Source organism: Pseudonocardia sp. HH130630-07 (assembly GCF_001698125.1).
Classification (GTDB): Bacteria; Actinomycetota; Actinomycetes; order Mycobacteriales; family Pseudonocardiaceae; genus Pseudonocardia.
In genome coordinates, this window is record NZ_CP013854.1 from 173290 (window position 1) to 187527 (window position 14238).

Below are 14238 nucleotides of genomic sequence, written 5' to 3' on the forward strand. Positions count from 1 at the left end.
ATCGACGCCGGGATGAACGACCGGCGACCGGTCACCGACGACACCCCTACGGCGGGCGCGCGGCGATCCGGCCGGGCGTGCCCCGGGGGGCGGGCGGAGGGGCTGCTCAGTGCCGACGGCCGAGCAGGTGCAGCCTCGGGGCGACCTCACCCAGCGCGGGCACCGCGGACGCCAGCGCGTCGAGCTCGTCGCGCTCCTCCCGGCCGGACTGCTCGTCCTCCGGACCGGGGCCGGGGAGCAACGCCTCCAGCGTCCCGTCGCCCTGCAGCGTCTCCACGCCGAGCCGCCCGGTGGCCACGGCCAGCTCGCGCAGCTGCTGCGCGTCGAACCGGCGCAGCAGGGAGTCGTCCGGGCCGGTCCGGCCGGCCGGGTCGGTGAGCAGCCGGCGGGCCTCGGCCAGCCGGCCGGTCGTGACCCGGTTGACGAAGGCGCCGTAGCGGCCGACGGTCAGCACGGACACCGCGCCGCCGGGAGCGGCGGCCGCGGCGAGCCCGGACAGCACCCGGCCCGGGTCGTCGACGACCTCGAGCAGGCCGTGCCCGAGCACGAGGTCGGCGCCGTCGGCCGGAGCGACGTCGGCGAGCGCGTCCACGTCGCCGTTGACCGGGGAGATGCGGTCGGTGACACCGGCCTCGTCGGCCCGGCGGGCGAGGGTGGCGAGCGCGTCGTGGCTGGTGTCGACGACGGTCACCCGGCAGCCCGCCCCGGCCAGCGGGACGGCCCAGGTTCCGCTGCCGCCACCGACGTCGAGCACCACCGGTGCGCTGCCGGTCGCGCGGCGGACCCGCTCGATCTCGCTGTCCAGCGCCCGGAGAACGGCGGCACCGCGCGCCGCCCCGGCCTGCTCACGTGTCGGCGATCCCACGGCCCGCAGCCTAGTGCTCCCCCGCCGGGGCACCGCGCGCCACACCCGGCGCGGCCCGCCGGGCACGGCCGCGCCGGCGGTCGCGGGGACGGCGGCGGTCCGCGGGACGGCTGTCCGGCGCCGCACGGTAGATTGCCGGTGTGCAGGTCGTCGCCACGCTCAGTCTCAAGGGCGGCGTCGGGAAGACCACGGTGGCGCTGGGTCTCGCCGGCGCGGCACAGCGGCACGGCGTGTCGACTCTCGTGGTCGATCTCGACCCGCAGGCCAACGCCACCACGGCCCTGGATCCGGAGCCGACCACCGCCACGGTGGCCGACGTGCTCGACGAGCCGCGCCGGGCCGTCGTGGAGCGGGCGATCGCCCCCTCGGCGTGGGGCGAGGGCCTGGACGTGCTCGTCGGGGCCGAGCAGACCGAACGGCACAACCACCCCGATCCGGGTGCCGCCCAGCTCTACCGGCTGGACCGGGCCCTGCAGCGCCTCGCCGGCGAGCTGATCTCCGGTGACGGACCGGGCGACGACAGCGGGCTCGCCGAGGAGCGCTACCGGCTGGTGATCGTGGACTGCCCGCCCTCGCTCGGCCAGCTGACGCGGAGCGCCCTGTCCGCGGCGGACCGGGCCATCCTGGTCACGGACCCGACGATGTTCTCCGTGTCCGGGGTCCAGCGGGCGTTCGACGCCGTGCAGACCGAACGCGAACGGTCGAACGACCGGCTGCAGCCGCTGGGCGTGCTGGTGAACCGGGTACGTCCGCGCAACACCGAGCACGAGTTCCGGATCGCCGAGCTCCGCGAGCTGTTCGGCCCCCTGGTCTTCAACAGCGTGCTGCCGGACCGCTCGGCCGTGCAGCAGGCCCAGGGTGCCTGCCTGCCGATCCAGGCCTGGGACACACCCGGCGCCCGGGACATCTCGGCCGTGTTCAGCTCACTGCTTGGGCGGGTGCTGCGCAGCGCCTCCCGGCACCGGCCGCCGGCCGCGTCGGCCTGATCCTCAGCGGGGCAGCAGCTCCTGCATCCGGGCGACGAACTGCTCGGCCTGACGCAGCAGGTCGTCGGCACTGCGCCGGTCGACGAGCCGGTCGATGCCCGCCTCGGCGGCGAGCCGGGTGCGCGAGCACGACGCGAAGAACGTCGCCCACTCCTCCAGCTCCGGCGCCACCTCGGCGAGCAACCGCCAGACGTCGCGCGGGGCACCGCGCCGCGGCCGCGGACGGGCCCGCATCGCGAGCACCGCGGCACCCGCACGGAGCGCGGCGAGATACGCGATCGGGTAGCGGTGCACCGGCTCCGGTTCCCGGTGGGCCTCGGCGAGCTGCCCGGCCGCCTGCCGGAGCAGCGCCAGCGCATCCCGGGACGGCGGGACCGGCCGGGGAGCCACCGGCCGCCCGGCACCACCACGCGCGGGCCGCGGCGCCGGGGCCGGTGCCGGTGCCGGGGACGCTTCGCCCCTCGCGCCCGTCGACCCCGCGCCCGTCGACCCCGCGCCACGGCGGGCGCCCGGTGCGGCACCGCCCGGCCGGACGCCGGAGGTGCACGCCCTCCTCGGCATCGGGAGCTGCAGCTCCAGTTCCATCGTGTCGCTCATCGGTACCTCCCGCGCTCAGTCGTCCACCCTGGTCAGGTCCCAGACCCCGGGGCCCGCCCGCATCCGCAGCACCACCTCGCGCGGTGGTTCGTGCGGCTCCGCCACCGACCGCGCCACGACCCGCCAGCAGCTCAGCCGGTCCCCGCCGACCGGCATCGGCGAGGGGAACGGCCACGGCGACTCCTCGATCCACTGGTCGCGCACCCCGGTGACCAGGTAGTGCTCACCACGGCGCGACGGCCGGCGCTGGAACTCGACGGGCTCCCCGTTCTGCCAGCGCACGTCGATGGCCGCCGGCTGCCGCCCTCGGAACAGTCGCGAGAAGCCGCCCACACCACCACGCCCCTTCCCGGTCGGCGGGCCTCGGCTCCCGCTCCCCGGTCTCGGTCCCGGGGCGCCCGGTGGCGGGATGCTTCCCCCACCCCGCACCGGACGCCCGAGTGTCGAACGCGCGTTCGACACCACCCAGTAGAACGCGTGTTCGACCGGGCCGTCAAGTCGGTCCACGGGCGCCGGCGCCCGGAGCACCCCGGCGGTCCCGGCCCGCGGGCCCCACCCGGCCGTGATGTGATGGGGGCATGCACCCGGACACCGGCGACGTCCCGTGCGCCGGCCGCGACACCGGCCGGTGCGCTCCGTGACCGCGGCCCCGGTCCGTCCCCGGCTGGTCGGGCTCGATCGCACCGACTTCGCCGACCGGCTGGGCGAGGCGGTGGAGGTCTACGTCACCGCGATGGGCTACCCGCGGTCCACGGCCCGCCAGCGCCGGTCGCTCTGGCTCGAGCACTCCTACCGGCCCGGCTGGCGCGCCGTCGGCTGGCTCGACGAACGGAACCGCCTGACCGGGATCGGCTACGGCTACTGGGGCGGGCCCGGCCAGTGGTGGTTCGAGGAGGTCCGGCGGGGCCTGCGGTCCCGGCGCGGCGACCCCGGCGCGGCCGGCCCCGAGTGGCTCACCGACTACTTCGAGCTCACCGAGCTGCACGTGCACCCGCAGACCCAGGGCAGCGGGGTCGGCGAGCAGCTCCTGCGCGCACTGGCCCGTGACACCGGGCGCGCCCGGATGCTCCTGTCCACCCCCGAGTACGGCGGGGACACGCCCGGCCGGGCCTGGCGGCTGTACCGGCGGGCCGGCTTCCGTGACGTGCTGCGCGAGCACCTGTTCACCGGCGACCCGCGGCCGTTCGCGGTGCTCGGCCGTGAACTCCCGTTGCTGTCCCCGCCGACGGTCACGGATCGTCGCCCGACACACCCGGAGTGACACCGGCACCCCCGTGGCCGGGTGGCACGATGGCCGCCATGCCGCAGCACCGCACGTCCCCCGCCCCGCGCCGCCGTCTCCGGGCCCGGTCGGCGGCCGGTCTGCTCGCGGTGCTCGTGCTGCTCGCGCTGACCGGCTGCACCCGGGTCCAGGTGGCACTGGCCGTCCAGCCGGACGACACGGTCGACGGCACCGTCGTGATCGCCACCCCGGACGGTGCGCCCGGCGGCAGCGGCCCCGAGCTCACCGTGCCGCCGGACCTGGCCGACCGGGTCGACCTCACGCCCTACGACCAGGACGGTTTCGTCGGCTCGCAGGCCTCGTTCTCGGACCTGAGCTTCGCCGAGGTCTCCGAGCTGAGCGCGCTCGGCGGCTCCGCCGGCGGCCGGGCCGGCCTGGAGATGCGCCGGGTCGGCGAGCGGATCGCGGTGCAGGGGCGGGCCGACCTCACGACGATGGCGGTGGACCGGTCGGACATCCGGCTCGCCATCAGCTTTCCCGGCGAGGTGACCGAGACCGACGGCGAGGCCGACGGCGGCACCGTCACCTGGACCTTCGCCCCCGGCGAGGTCTCCCAGCTCAACGCCTCGGTCGTGTCGACCGACCCGGACGCGCCGTCGGTGCTGGCCTGGTCGCTGCTGCTGGCCGGGCTCGTCGTCGTGGCGGCCGGGTCGACGGTGCTGCTGGCCCGGCGCGACCGCAATCCGGCGATCCGGCGGGGCTGAGCGCCCCGCCGGTGCCGGGGACTACGCGGAGAGGACCGATGCCGCCGCGGTGCCGTCCGCACCGCTGCGGTCGGTGCCCAGGCCGAGCCGGTCGACGAGTTCGGTCGTCGCCGTGGACCGGTTCAGGCAGTAGAAGTGGATGCCCGGCACGCCCTCGGCGAGCAGCCGCTCGCACAGCTCACCGGTGACCTCCATCCCGGCCTCCCGGAACGCCGCCGCGTCACCGGAGTAGGGCGCCAGCCGCTCGACCAGCGCGGGCGGCAACGGCGAGCCGGACAGCTCCGGCCCCTTGTGGAACGTCTTCTCCGAGGTCAACGGCATGATGCCCGGGATGACGGGCTGGTCGAACCCGGCGGCGGCGACCCGGTCGCGCAGCCTCAGGAAGCCGTCGGGCTCCAGGAAGAGCTGGGTCACGGCGAACTCCGCACCCGCCCGGAACTTGCCGACCAGGCGCTCGGTGTCTGCCTCCACGTCCGCCGAGCGGGGGTGACCGTAGGGGAACGCGGCGACGCCGACGCAGAACGGTCCGGACCGCTTGATCAGCGAGACGAGCTCGTCGGCGTACTCGAGACCGTCGGGGTGCTTCACCCACTCACCGAGCGGGTCACCGGGCGGGTCGCCGCGCAGCGCCATGATGTTGCGGACGCCCGCCGCGGCCAGCGACCCGATCACGTGGCGCAGCTCGTCGACCGAGTGCGAGACCGCCGTGAGGTGGGCCATCGAGCAGAGCGTGGTGTCGGTCGCGATCCGCTCGACGGTGCGCACCGTGCGGTCCCGGCTGGAACCGCCCGCGCCGTAGGTCACCGACACGTAGGCCGGGTCGAGCACCTCCAGCCGGCGGATGGCCCGCCACAGTTCTGCCTCGCCCCGGTCGTCGCGCGGCGGGAAGAACTCCACCGCGAAGAAGGGGCGGTCGACACTGATCCGTTCGGTCACCGTGGATGCAGAGGTCGTCGTCACGGGTACGAACCTTACGTGCCCGATCACGGACCGTCGGTGCGAGAAGCGGCACCGCCGGGTCCCGCCGGACCGTCGGGCCGCCGTGACCAGGACCGGGCACGGTCGCCGGGTGGGTGTCGGTCTGCCCGGATAGCCTGGATCCGTGGCCGACCCCGCAGCTCCCCCGTCCGCACCGTCCGGCCGGGCCGACGTCACGGCCCCCTGGCCCGCCCCGCTGGACGACGCACTGCCCCAGCACGTAGAGCGCGTGCTGGCCGGCTACCTCGACCGGCGCCGCACCGAGGTGCTCGGCATCGACCCGGCGGTCGCCGGCGCCGCCGACGCGCTGGCCGGGTTCGTGCTGGGCGGCGGCAAGCGGCTCCGGCCCACGTTCGCCTGGTGGGGCTGGCGCGGTGCCGGCGGCGACCCCGACTCCGGTGACGCGCAGGGCGTGCTGACCGCGATCTCCGCACTGGAGCTGATCCAGGCGTGCGCGCTGGTGCACGACGACCTGATGGACGCCTCGTCCACCCGGCGCGGCCGCCCGACCGTGCACGTCGAGTTCGCCCGCACGCACGCGGCGAACGACTGGTCCGGCCCACCGGCCCGGTTCGGTGCCGCCGTCGCGATCCTGGTGGGCGACCTCGCCCAGGTCTGGGCGGACGACATGTTCCACTCCGCGGCGCTGCCCGACGGCGCGCACGCCAGGGCCGCCGAGCCGTGGCGGGCCATGCGGACCGAGGTACTGGCCGGCCAGTACCTCGACGTGCTGGCCCAGGCCGCCGGGGACACCGCGGAGGCGACCGCGCTGCGGATCGACCGGTTCAAGACCGCGGCCTACACCGTCGAGCGGCCGCTGCACATCGGCGCGGCGATCGCCGGTGCACACCCGCAGCTGGTGAGCGCCTACCGCCGCTACGGCGCCGACATCGGGATCGCCTTCCAGCTGCGCGACGACCTGCTCGGCGTGTTCGGCGACCCGCAGGTGACCGGCAAGCCCGCGGGCGACGACCTGCGCGAGGGCAAGCGGACACTGCTCGTCGCGGCCGGCCTGCAGCGTGCCGAGCAGCGCGGCGACCGGGCCGCGCAGGAGGCGATCACGGCGGCCCTCGGTGACCCCGGCCTGGAGGACGCGGCGCTGGACCGCGCCCGTTCGGCGCTGGCCGAGCTGGGCGCGGTGCAGGCGGTGGAACAGCGGATCGCGGCCCTGACCGGGTCCGCGCTGGACGCACTGGACTCCGCGCCGGTCGCCGAGCCCGGCCGGGCCCGGCTGTTCGAGCTCGCCGAGCGCGCCACCCGGCGGTCCTGGTGAGGCGGGTCACCGGGCCCACCGACCACGTGGTCGTGGTCGGGGCCGGGCTCGCCGGGCTGTCCGCGGCGCTGCACCTGCTCGGGGCCGGGCGGCGGGTGACCGTCGTCGAGCGGGCGTCGGCACCGGGCGGCCGGGCCGGTCGTCTCGACGTCACCGACGCCCACGGCACGTACCGCCTCGACACCGGCCCGACCGTGCTGACCATGCCGGAACTGCTCGACTCGGCCCTCGCCGCGGTCGGCGAGACGACGGCGGACCGGCTCGACCTCGTCCGGCTCGACCCGGCCTACCGCGCGGAGTTCGCCGACGGCTCGGCGATCGCGGTGCACACCGACGCCGCGGCGACGGAGCACGAGATCCGCGAGACGTGCGGGCCCGGTTCGGCGGCCGGTTACCGCCGGCTCCGGCGCTGGCTCACCGACCTGTACCGGGCCGAGATGGACTCCTTCATCGGCGCCAACATGGACTCGCCGCTGTCCCTGCTCGGTCCCGACCTCGCGCGGCTGGCCGCGCTCGGCGGGTTCGGCAGGCTGGGCCGCCGGATCGCCCGGTTCCTGCCCGACGAGCGGCTGCAGCGGATCTTCTCGTTCCAGGCGCTCTACGCCGGGGTCGCCCCGCAGGACGCGCTCGGCGCCTACGGCGTCATCGCCTACATGGACACCATCGCCGGGGTCTGGTTCCCGCGCGGCGGGATGCGTGAGCTGGGCGACGCGCTGGCCGGTGCGGCCGCCGACGCCGGTGCGGAGATCCACTACGACCGCACGGTCACCGGCCTGGTGCGATCCGGTGACCGGGTCACCGCCGTGCGGCACGCCGCTGCCGACGGCGGCGACGGAGCCGAGATCCCGTGCGACGCGGTGGTGCTCACGCCCGAGCTCCCCGCCGTCTACGACCTGCTCGGGCGCACCCCGCGCCGGCCGGGCGGGGTGCGCTGGTCGCCGTCCGCGGTCGTCGTGCACGCCGGGATGCCCGCCCCGCGCCCCGGCGCGGCGACCGTTCCCGAGCACCACCACACGATCTCCTTCGGGGCCGCGTGGTCGGGCACGTTCCGCGAGATCGTCGACGACGGCCGGCTGATGTCCGATCCCTCCCTGCTCGTCACCCGCCCCGGGGTGACCGATCCCGGCGTGCAGCCCGGCGGTCGCGAGCTGATGAGCGTGCTGGCACCGTGCCCGAACACCGAGGTGGCGCCGGGCATCGACTGGGACCGGGTCGGACCGGCGTACGCCGAGGAGCTGTTCGGCGTGCTGGCCGAGCGGGGGCTGGTCGACCCCGGCGTCGAACCGAGCTGGACCCGGCGGTGGACCCCGCAGGACTGGGCCGCGGAGGGCATGGCGGCCGGGACCCCGTTCTCGGCCTCGCACACGCTGGCCCAGACCGGGCCGTTCCGGCCGCGGAACCTGGTGCGCGGCACCGCGAACGCCGTCCTCGCCGGGTGCGGGACGACGCCGGGGGTCGGCATCCCGCCGGTGCTGATCTCCGGACGGCTCGCGGCCGAGCGGATCACCGGGCCCGGGCCGGGCACCCGGATCGGGCCCGGCGCGGGGGCGCGGACGCGGCACTGAGCCGGGCACGTCCGGCCGGGCACGCCCGGACCCCGGCCGGTTCCGGCGGTCCGTCCGGGACGGGCTGTGTCCAGGGGCGGAGCGGGCCGGTGAGGGTCGCCGTGGGACCATCCATCGCACCATGACCGCGCAGCCATCGCCCCCGCTCCCCCGCCCCGCGGGCCCGGTGCCCGAGGCCCCGGCCGGGGACGTGCCCGGCACTCGGGCGTCGTCGCGACCGGCGTGGCGGGCAGGGCTCGCCGACCGGCTCGGCCGGCCCCCGCGCGGCATCCTGCTGCTCGGCCTCGCCGGGACCCTCCTGATGCTCGCCGGGGCACCCGGCGGCGGTGGCATCCCGATGCGGGACCCGGTGCTGGGCAACTCGTGGCTGTCGTTCGTCCGGTACGGCCACGGTCAGCTGCTCGCCTCGATCGTCATCCTCGGCGGCCTGACGCTGATGGTCTGGGCGTGGGTCCGGCTGGGCCGCGAGGTGCTCGCACACCGGCTCGGGGGCCGGGCCGTGCTCACCCTCTCGGCGGTGTGGGCACTGCCGATGCTGGTGACCCCGCCGCTGTTCACCCGGGACCCGTACAGCTACCTCGCCCAGGGCGCGCTGCCGCTGGCCGGGTTCGACCCGTACGTCTTCGGGCCGGACGCCATGGGCGGGGTGCTCACCGACAACGTGCACTTCTTCTGGCAGGAGACCCCGGCGCCCTACGGCCCGCTGTTCATCCTGCTCGCGCAGGGGATCGCGTGGCTGGTCGGCCAGAACGTGCTGCTCGGCGTGATCGTCATGCGGCTCTCGCTGGTCACCGGGGTGCTGCTGCTGGTCGCGGTGCTGCCGACGCTGACCCGGCTGCTCGGCGGGCGGCCCGCGGTCGCGCTGTGGATCGCCGTCGCGAACCCGGTGATGATCGTCCACATGATCGGCGGGGTGCACAACGACCTGCTGGTCGTGGGGCTGCTCCCGCTCGCCGCGCTGCTCGCCCTGCGCGACCGGTTCGTCGCCGCCGTCGCGGTCGCCTCCCTGGCGATGGCGGTGAAGGCCTCGGCCGGGCTGATCCTCCCGTTCCTGGTGCTGGTGTGGGCGGCGAAGCTGACCGGCGGGTTCTGGGCGCGGCTCGTCCGGGCCGGTGCGCCGTCGGTCGTGGTGTACCTAATCGTGTTCGGCGGCAGCACCTGGCTGACCGGACTCGGTCTCGGCTGGCTGCCCGCGCTGAGCGCGCCGTCGATGATCGTCAACTGGCTGTCCTGGTCCACCGGCGCCGGTCAGGTCGCCGGGAGCCTCGCCCGGATCGTCGTCGACGAGGTCACCATGCAGGCCTTCGTCGAGGTCTTCCGGGCGATCGGCGGCGTGCTGCTCGCCCTGCTGATCGCGGCGCTGTGGTGGCGGTCCCGCGACGGCGGCACGACGGCGGTCCGCAACGCGGCGATCGCGATGGCGTTCGCCGCCGTCCTCTCGCCGACCACCCTCCCCTGGTACCTGAGCTGGGGGTTCTGCCTGCTCGCGATGGCCGCCTGGAGCGAGCGCGGCCTGCAGTGGGTGATCGCGGGCTCGGTCTGGCTGATGATCGTCTACTTCCCGAACGGCGAGACAGCGCTCTACGCCTGGCCGTTCCTCGCGCTGTGCGCCGCGGCCGCCGTGCTGGCGGCGGTCTCGCTGCGCCGGCCCGACCCGCTGGGGCTGCGCGTGCGGTCCCGGCCCGATCCCGCCGTGGCGTCCGACGGTGCGGTCCCCCGCCGCTGAGCGGGCCGGGCGGGTCGAGCTGGACGCCGCCGGCCTGAGCGACCCCGGACTGCGCGCGGCCTACGCCGCCTGCCGTGACCTGCACGCCGAGTACGGCCGGACGTACTTCCTCGCGACCCGGCTGCTCCCGCCGGGGCGCCGGGTCGACATCCACGCGCTCTACGGGTTCGCCCGGTACGCCGACGAGATCGTCGACGACCCGGACGGTGCCGGCGGCGGCGAGCCGGGCGAGCGGCTCGACCGGCTGGGCGACGAGCTGGATGCGGCGCTCGACGGCGCGCCCCGGCCGGGCGGGCGCCCGGAGGTGCTGGCCGTCGCCGAGACCGCCCGCCGGCACGACCTGGACCCGCAGCTGTTCCGGGACTTCCTGACGTCGATGCGGATGGACCTCACCGTCACCGGCTACGCCACGGACGCCGAGCTCGGCGTCTACGTGCACGGCTCCGCCGCCGTGATCGGGTTGCAGACCCTGCCGGTGCTCGGCACGGTCGCGCCCCGCGCCGAGGCCGAGCCGTACGCGGCGCTGCTCGGCGTCGCGTTCCAGATGACGAACTTCCTGCGCGACGTCGGGGAGGACCTCGACCGCGGGCGGGTCTACCTGCCGGCGGACGAGCTGGCCGCGTTCGGCGTCGACCGTGAGCTGCTGGCGTGGTCCCGCCGGACCGGACGGACCGATCCGCGGGTCCGGCGCGCGCTCGCGCACCTCGTCGCCCGGACCCGCGCGACCTACCGGCGCGCCGACCCCGGCGTCGGGATGCTGGAACCGGTGTCCCGGGCCTGTGTCGGCGCGGCGCGGACGCTCTACGCCGCCATCCTGGACGAGATCGCCGACGCCGGGTACGACGTGCTCGGCCGTCGGGTCGTCGTGCCGGACCGGCGCCGCGCCGCGGTCGCGCTGCCCCGGCTGGGCCGGGCGCTGGCCGCCCGCGGCGTGCAGCTGGCCCGGGAGCGCGCCGGCGGCGCCCCCGGGGTACCCGGGGTCAGAAGGCCATCGCCTGGGCCCGGCGCTTGATCTCCTTGTGCCGCCCGGCCTTGATCGCACCGATCGGCGAGCCCGGCAGGGTCTCGTCCTCGGTGAACAGCCAGGTCAGGATCTCGTGGTCGGTGTAGCCGCCGTCGCGCAGCACGACGATGGTGCCGGACAGGCCACGGACGACGTCGTCGCCGTCCAGGAACGACGCGGGCACCACGACCTCCTTGTCGTGGCGTAGCGACAGCAGCCGGCCCTCACGGACCAGCTGGGCGACGCGGGAGGCAGGGATCGACAGCCGTGCGGCGACGTCGGAGACGCTGAGCGTCTCGGCGGTGACGGCCGCGGGGAGGGTCTCGCTCACAGCCGGACACTCTCCCACACCGGCCGGCGGACGCCACCCCGGCCACGCCGGTACGCCGGCGGCCGGCACGCGGGGCCACGAACCCGTCACCCTCCGCCGGAGCGATCCGTGCCCCGGACCACCTGCACCGGCGCCCCCGGTCGCTGAAGTAGCCTCACCTCCCGTGAGCGCACCGTCCGGACCCGCCGATCCCGGCATACCGGGTGGGGCCGGGCGGACGGTGGCCGACGGCCCCGGGCCCGTCCTGCTCGACGGGCGGTACGCCGTGGGACCGGTCCTCGCGCGTGGCGGGATGTCCACGGTCTACCACGGCACCGACACCCGGCTGGAGCGCGCGGTCGCGATCAAGGTGATGGACCCCCGGATGGCCGGGGACCACGCCTTCCGGACCCGGTTCGACCGGGAGGCGCGGCTCGCCGCCCGGATCGACCACCCGTCCGTCGTCGCCGTGTACGATCGCGGTGCCGTGCCGGCCGGCCCGCTGGGCGAACCGAGCCTGTTCGTCGTCATGGAGCTGGTCGACGGCGGCACCCTGCGGGACGTGCTGCGGGCCCGCGGCGCGCTCGGGCTGCCCGCCGCGGCCGGGGTGCTGGAACCGGTGCTGGCCGGGCTGGCCCGGGCACACCGGCTCGGCATGGTGCACCGCGACGTCAAGCCGGAGAACGTGCTCATCTCCGCGGGCGGCGAGGTGAAGGTGGCCGACTTCGGGCTGCTCACCGCGGCCGCGGAGGCCGGGGTCAGCCACGCCGGGATGATCCTCGGGACGATGGCCTACCTCTCCCCCGAGCAGGTCGTCTCCGGCCGGGCCGACGGCCGCAGCGACGTCTACGCGGCCGGGGTCGTCCTCTACGAGATGCTCACCGGCGAGCCGCCCTACACCGCGGACAACCCGCTGTCGGTCGCCTACCGGCACGTGAACGAGGACGTGCCCCCGCCGTCGCTCCGCGCACCGGGCCTGCCCCCCGCCGTCGACGAGCTGGTCGGCCGGGCCACCGCCCGCGACCCCGACCGGCGGCCGGTCGACGCCGAGCACTTCCGCCGGGAGCTGGTCGCGGTCGCCGACCGGCTCGGCCTGCCGCGCACCGGTGTCCCGCGCCCGCCCGGTCCCCCACCGCCGGACGACGGCGCCACCCTCCCCGCCGCCGGGCCGCACCGGGTGCGGGCCGAGGCGATCGCCCGCCCGCCGGGGACCCGGGTACAGCCCCGGGGCCTGCACGGCACCGCCGTCACCCCGGCCGGCGAGCCGGAGGCGTTGTCCGGTGCCGAGCTGGGGGCCGGCCGGCGACGCAGCCGCCGCGTGTTCACCGTCTGGATGGTCCTGCTGGTGCTGCTCGCCGCGCTGGCCGGCACCGGGGCGTGGTGGCTGGGGTCCGGCCGCTGGACCACGATGCCGTCGGTCACCGGGCTGGACCGGGAGCGGGCGACGGCGCTGATCGCCGAGTCCGACCTCACCCCGACGGTCACCGAACGGGCCGAGGACGACGTCGCGCCGGACCTGGTCGCCGAGGTCGCCCCGGCGCCGGACACCCGGGTGCTGCGCGGCTCGACGGTCACCCTGTTCGTCTCCACCGGGCGTCCCGCCGTACCCGACGTCCCGGCGGGCAGCGCGGTCGCCGACGCCGAGACCGCGATCCGGGAGGCCGGCCTCACCCCGGTCCGCTCGACGGCCGCGCAGGAGTACGACGCCGAGGTCCCCTCCGGCGCCGTCATCCGGACCGACCCGCCGGCCGGCACCCGGGTGCCGGGCGGTGCGGCGGTCACCCTCGTCACGAGCAGCGGTGCCGAGCCGGCGCCCGCGCCGGAACCGGACGTGGAGACCCCGGCGGAGTCGGTGCCGTTCGTGGTCGGGATGGACGCCGACGAGGCCGAGGAACTGCTCGAGTCCCAGGGCTACGACGTCGACATCAAGCGCAGCTTCCCGTTCGGGCGCCGGAACGGGAAGGTCGTCGGCCAGGACCCGTCGGCCGGGTCGGGCGAGCCGGGCGACACGGTCACCCTCACCGTCCTCTAGCTCCTCCCGGCCACGAGACCGAACCGCTCCCCGGCGTCCGCGGTGACCGCCGGCAGCTGGGCCCCGTCGACCGTGACCGCGTAGGCACCGACCCGGACGGCGTACCGGGCGGCGTCGGGCAGCGTGTCGCCCGCCGCGAGCCGCACGGCCACCGCGGCGAGGAAGGCGTCCCCGGAGCCGGTCGTGTCGACCGGCTCGACCGCCAGCGCGTCGACCGGGGTCCGGACGCCGTGCTCGGTGACCACGCAGCCCTGCGCACCGCGGGTGACGACGGTGCGCCCGACCGGGTGCTCCCCCAGCAGGGCCGCCTCGTGCTCGTTGACGACGAGCACGTCGGTGCTCTCCAGCAGGCCGTCGGGCACCGGCCCGAACGGCGACAGGTTCAGCAGCACGGTCGTCCCGGCCGCGCGGGCGGCCGTGGCGGCGGCGAGGACGGTGCCCAGCGGGCTCTCCAGGGACAGCGTGAGCACCGCGACGCCGTCGAACGAGGGCAGGTCGGCGGCCGCCAGCGTGGCGTTGGCCCCCGGCGAGACGACGATCGTGTTGTCCGCGGCCGCGTCGACGGTGATCACGGCGGTGCCGGTCGCGGGGCCCCGGCGGACGGCGACCCGGGACACGTCCACCCCCGCCGCGGCGACGGCGTCGCGGACCAGGGTGCCGTGCCCGTCCGTACCGACCGCGCCGACCATCGCCACGTCACCACCGAGCCGGGCCATCGCCACCGCCTGGTTGGCGCCCTTGCCGCCGGGACCGACCACCAGGTCCGCTCCGGCGACCGTCTCCCCGGCGGCGGGGAACCGGTCGGTCCGTACCACCAGGTCGGCGTTCAGCGATCCGACGACCAACACCCTGTTCACACGTCCTCCTCGTCCGGTCTGTTCCCTGCACGATCGCACGCCGGGGGTCAAGCGCGTGAT

Annotated in this window: 14 protein-coding genes; 8 read left to right on the top strand and 6 right to left on the bottom strand. The window is 76.3% G+C overall.

The genetic code is table 11. From position 1 onward, the window contains the following. Positions 1-106: 106 nt before the first annotated feature. Entirely contained in the window at positions 107-865 is a 759-nt protein-coding gene (locus AFB00_RS00790; protein WP_068799880.1) for a class I SAM-dependent methyltransferase, read from the bottom strand. A 140-nt stretch (positions 866-1005) separates the two neighbouring features. On the opposite strand from AFB00_RS00790, the gene AFB00_RS00795 reads away from it, so the two are divergent. Next, positions 1006-1851 carry a ParA family protein gene (locus AFB00_RS00795; protein WP_068795607.1) on the top strand — a complete coding sequence of 282 codons (846 nt, stop codon included), beginning with the start codon at positions 1006-1008 and terminating at the stop codon, positions 1849-1851. Between the two features lie 3 nt (positions 1852-1854). Here AFB00_RS00795 and AFB00_RS00800 read toward each other — a convergent pair whose 3' ends face one another. After that, positions 1855-2448, bottom strand: a complete 594-nt coding sequence (locus AFB00_RS00800) for an SAV_6107 family HEPN domain-containing protein (protein ID WP_231974142.1) — start codon at positions 2446-2448, stop codon at positions 1855-1857. A gap of 15 nt (positions 2449-2463) precedes the next feature. Next, complete coding sequence (locus AFB00_RS00805) at positions 2464-2730, bottom strand: hypothetical protein (protein ID WP_231974143.1); 267 nt, start codon at positions 2728-2730, stop codon at positions 2464-2466. 355 nt (positions 2731-3085) lie between these two features. Between AFB00_RS00805 and AFB00_RS00810 the strand changes: the two genes are divergently transcribed. Both AFB00_RS00810 and AFB00_RS00815 read left to right on the top strand, forming a co-directional pair. After that, positions 3086-3709: a GNAT family N-acetyltransferase gene (locus AFB00_RS00810; protein ID WP_068799882.1), complete on the top strand. Its 624-nt coding sequence runs from the start codon at positions 3086-3088 to the stop codon at positions 3707-3709. Positions 3710-3747: 38 nt separating this feature from the next. Then, entirely contained in the window at positions 3748-4434 is a 687-nt protein-coding gene (locus AFB00_RS00815; RefSeq protein WP_068795609.1) for a DUF3153 domain-containing protein, read from the top strand. Positions 4435-4455: 21 nt separating this feature from the next. On the opposite strand, the gene AFB00_RS00820 is transcribed toward AFB00_RS00815, so the two are convergent. After that, the gene (locus tag AFB00_RS00820) at positions 4456-5370 is read right to left on the bottom strand and encodes a methylenetetrahydrofolate reductase (RefSeq protein ID WP_197519707.1); all 915 of its coding nucleotides are present in this window, start codon (positions 5368-5370) and stop codon (positions 4456-4458) included. A gap of 238 nt (positions 5371-5608) precedes the next feature. Here AFB00_RS00820 and AFB00_RS00825 point away from each other — a divergent pair, with 238 nt between their 5' ends. The 4 genes from AFB00_RS00825 (at position 5609) to AFB00_RS00840 (ending at position 10988) form a co-directional block, all read left to right on the top strand. After that, the gene (locus tag AFB00_RS00825; RefSeq protein WP_068799883.1) at positions 5609-6685 is read left to right on the top strand and encodes a polyprenyl synthetase family protein; all 1077 of its coding nucleotides are present in this window, start codon (positions 5609-5611) and stop codon (positions 6683-6685) included. After that, complete coding sequence (gene crtI / locus AFB00_RS00830) at positions 6682-8250, top strand: phytoene desaturase family protein (RefSeq protein ID WP_068795611.1); 1569 nt, start codon at positions 6682-6684, stop codon at positions 8248-8250. The genes AFB00_RS00825 and crtI overlap by 4 nt, the downstream gene beginning before the upstream one ends. 121 nt (positions 8251-8371) lie before the next feature. Further along, positions 8372-9976: a polyprenol phosphomannose-dependent alpha 1,6 mannosyltransferase MptB gene (gene mptB, locus AFB00_RS00835; protein ID WP_083275157.1), complete on the top strand. Its 1605-nt coding sequence runs from the start codon at positions 8372-8374 to the stop codon at positions 9974-9976. Beyond that, complete coding sequence (locus tag AFB00_RS00840; protein ID WP_068795612.1) at positions 9957-10988, top strand: phytoene/squalene synthase family protein; 1032 nt, start codon at positions 9957-9959, stop codon at positions 10986-10988. Before mptB ends, AFB00_RS00840 begins: the two co-directional genes overlap by 20 nt. On the opposite strand, the gene AFB00_RS34445 is transcribed toward AFB00_RS00840, so the two are convergent. Further along, positions 10957-11310, bottom strand: a complete 354-nt coding sequence (locus AFB00_RS34445; RefSeq protein WP_068795613.1) for an Rv2175c family DNA-binding protein — start codon at positions 11308-11310, stop codon at positions 10957-10959. The genes AFB00_RS00840 and AFB00_RS34445 overlap by 32 nt on opposite strands. A gap of 163 nt (positions 11311-11473) precedes the next feature. On the opposite strand from AFB00_RS34445, the gene pknB reads away from it, so the two are divergent. Continuing rightward, a complete protein-coding gene (gene pknB / locus AFB00_RS00850; protein ID WP_231974144.1) occupies positions 11474-13321 on the top strand; it encodes a Stk1 family PASTA domain-containing Ser/Thr kinase in 1848 nt (615 codons plus the stop codon). Here the strand turns inward: pknB and AFB00_RS00855 are convergent. Then, complete coding sequence (locus AFB00_RS00855; RefSeq protein WP_068795615.1) at positions 13318-14178, bottom strand: ribokinase; 861 nt, start codon at positions 14176-14178, stop codon at positions 13318-13320. The genes pknB and AFB00_RS00855 overlap by 4 nt on opposite strands. Positions 14179-14238: the final 60 nt, after the last annotated feature.

Excerpts from the sequence above, each read along its gene's own strand:
- AFB00_RS00800 (WP_231974142.1), bottom strand. The coding sequence starts at position 2,448 with ATGAGCGACACGATGGAACTGGAGCTGCAGCTCCCGATGCCGAGGAGG.
- AFB00_RS00815 (WP_068795609.1), top strand. The coding sequence starts at position 3,748 with ATGCCGCAGCACCGCACGTCCCCCGCCCCGCGCCGCCGTCTCCGGGCC.
- mptB (WP_083275157.1), top strand. The coding sequence starts at position 8,372 with ATGACCGCGCAGCCATCGCCCCCGCTCCCCCGCCCCGCGGGCCCGGTG.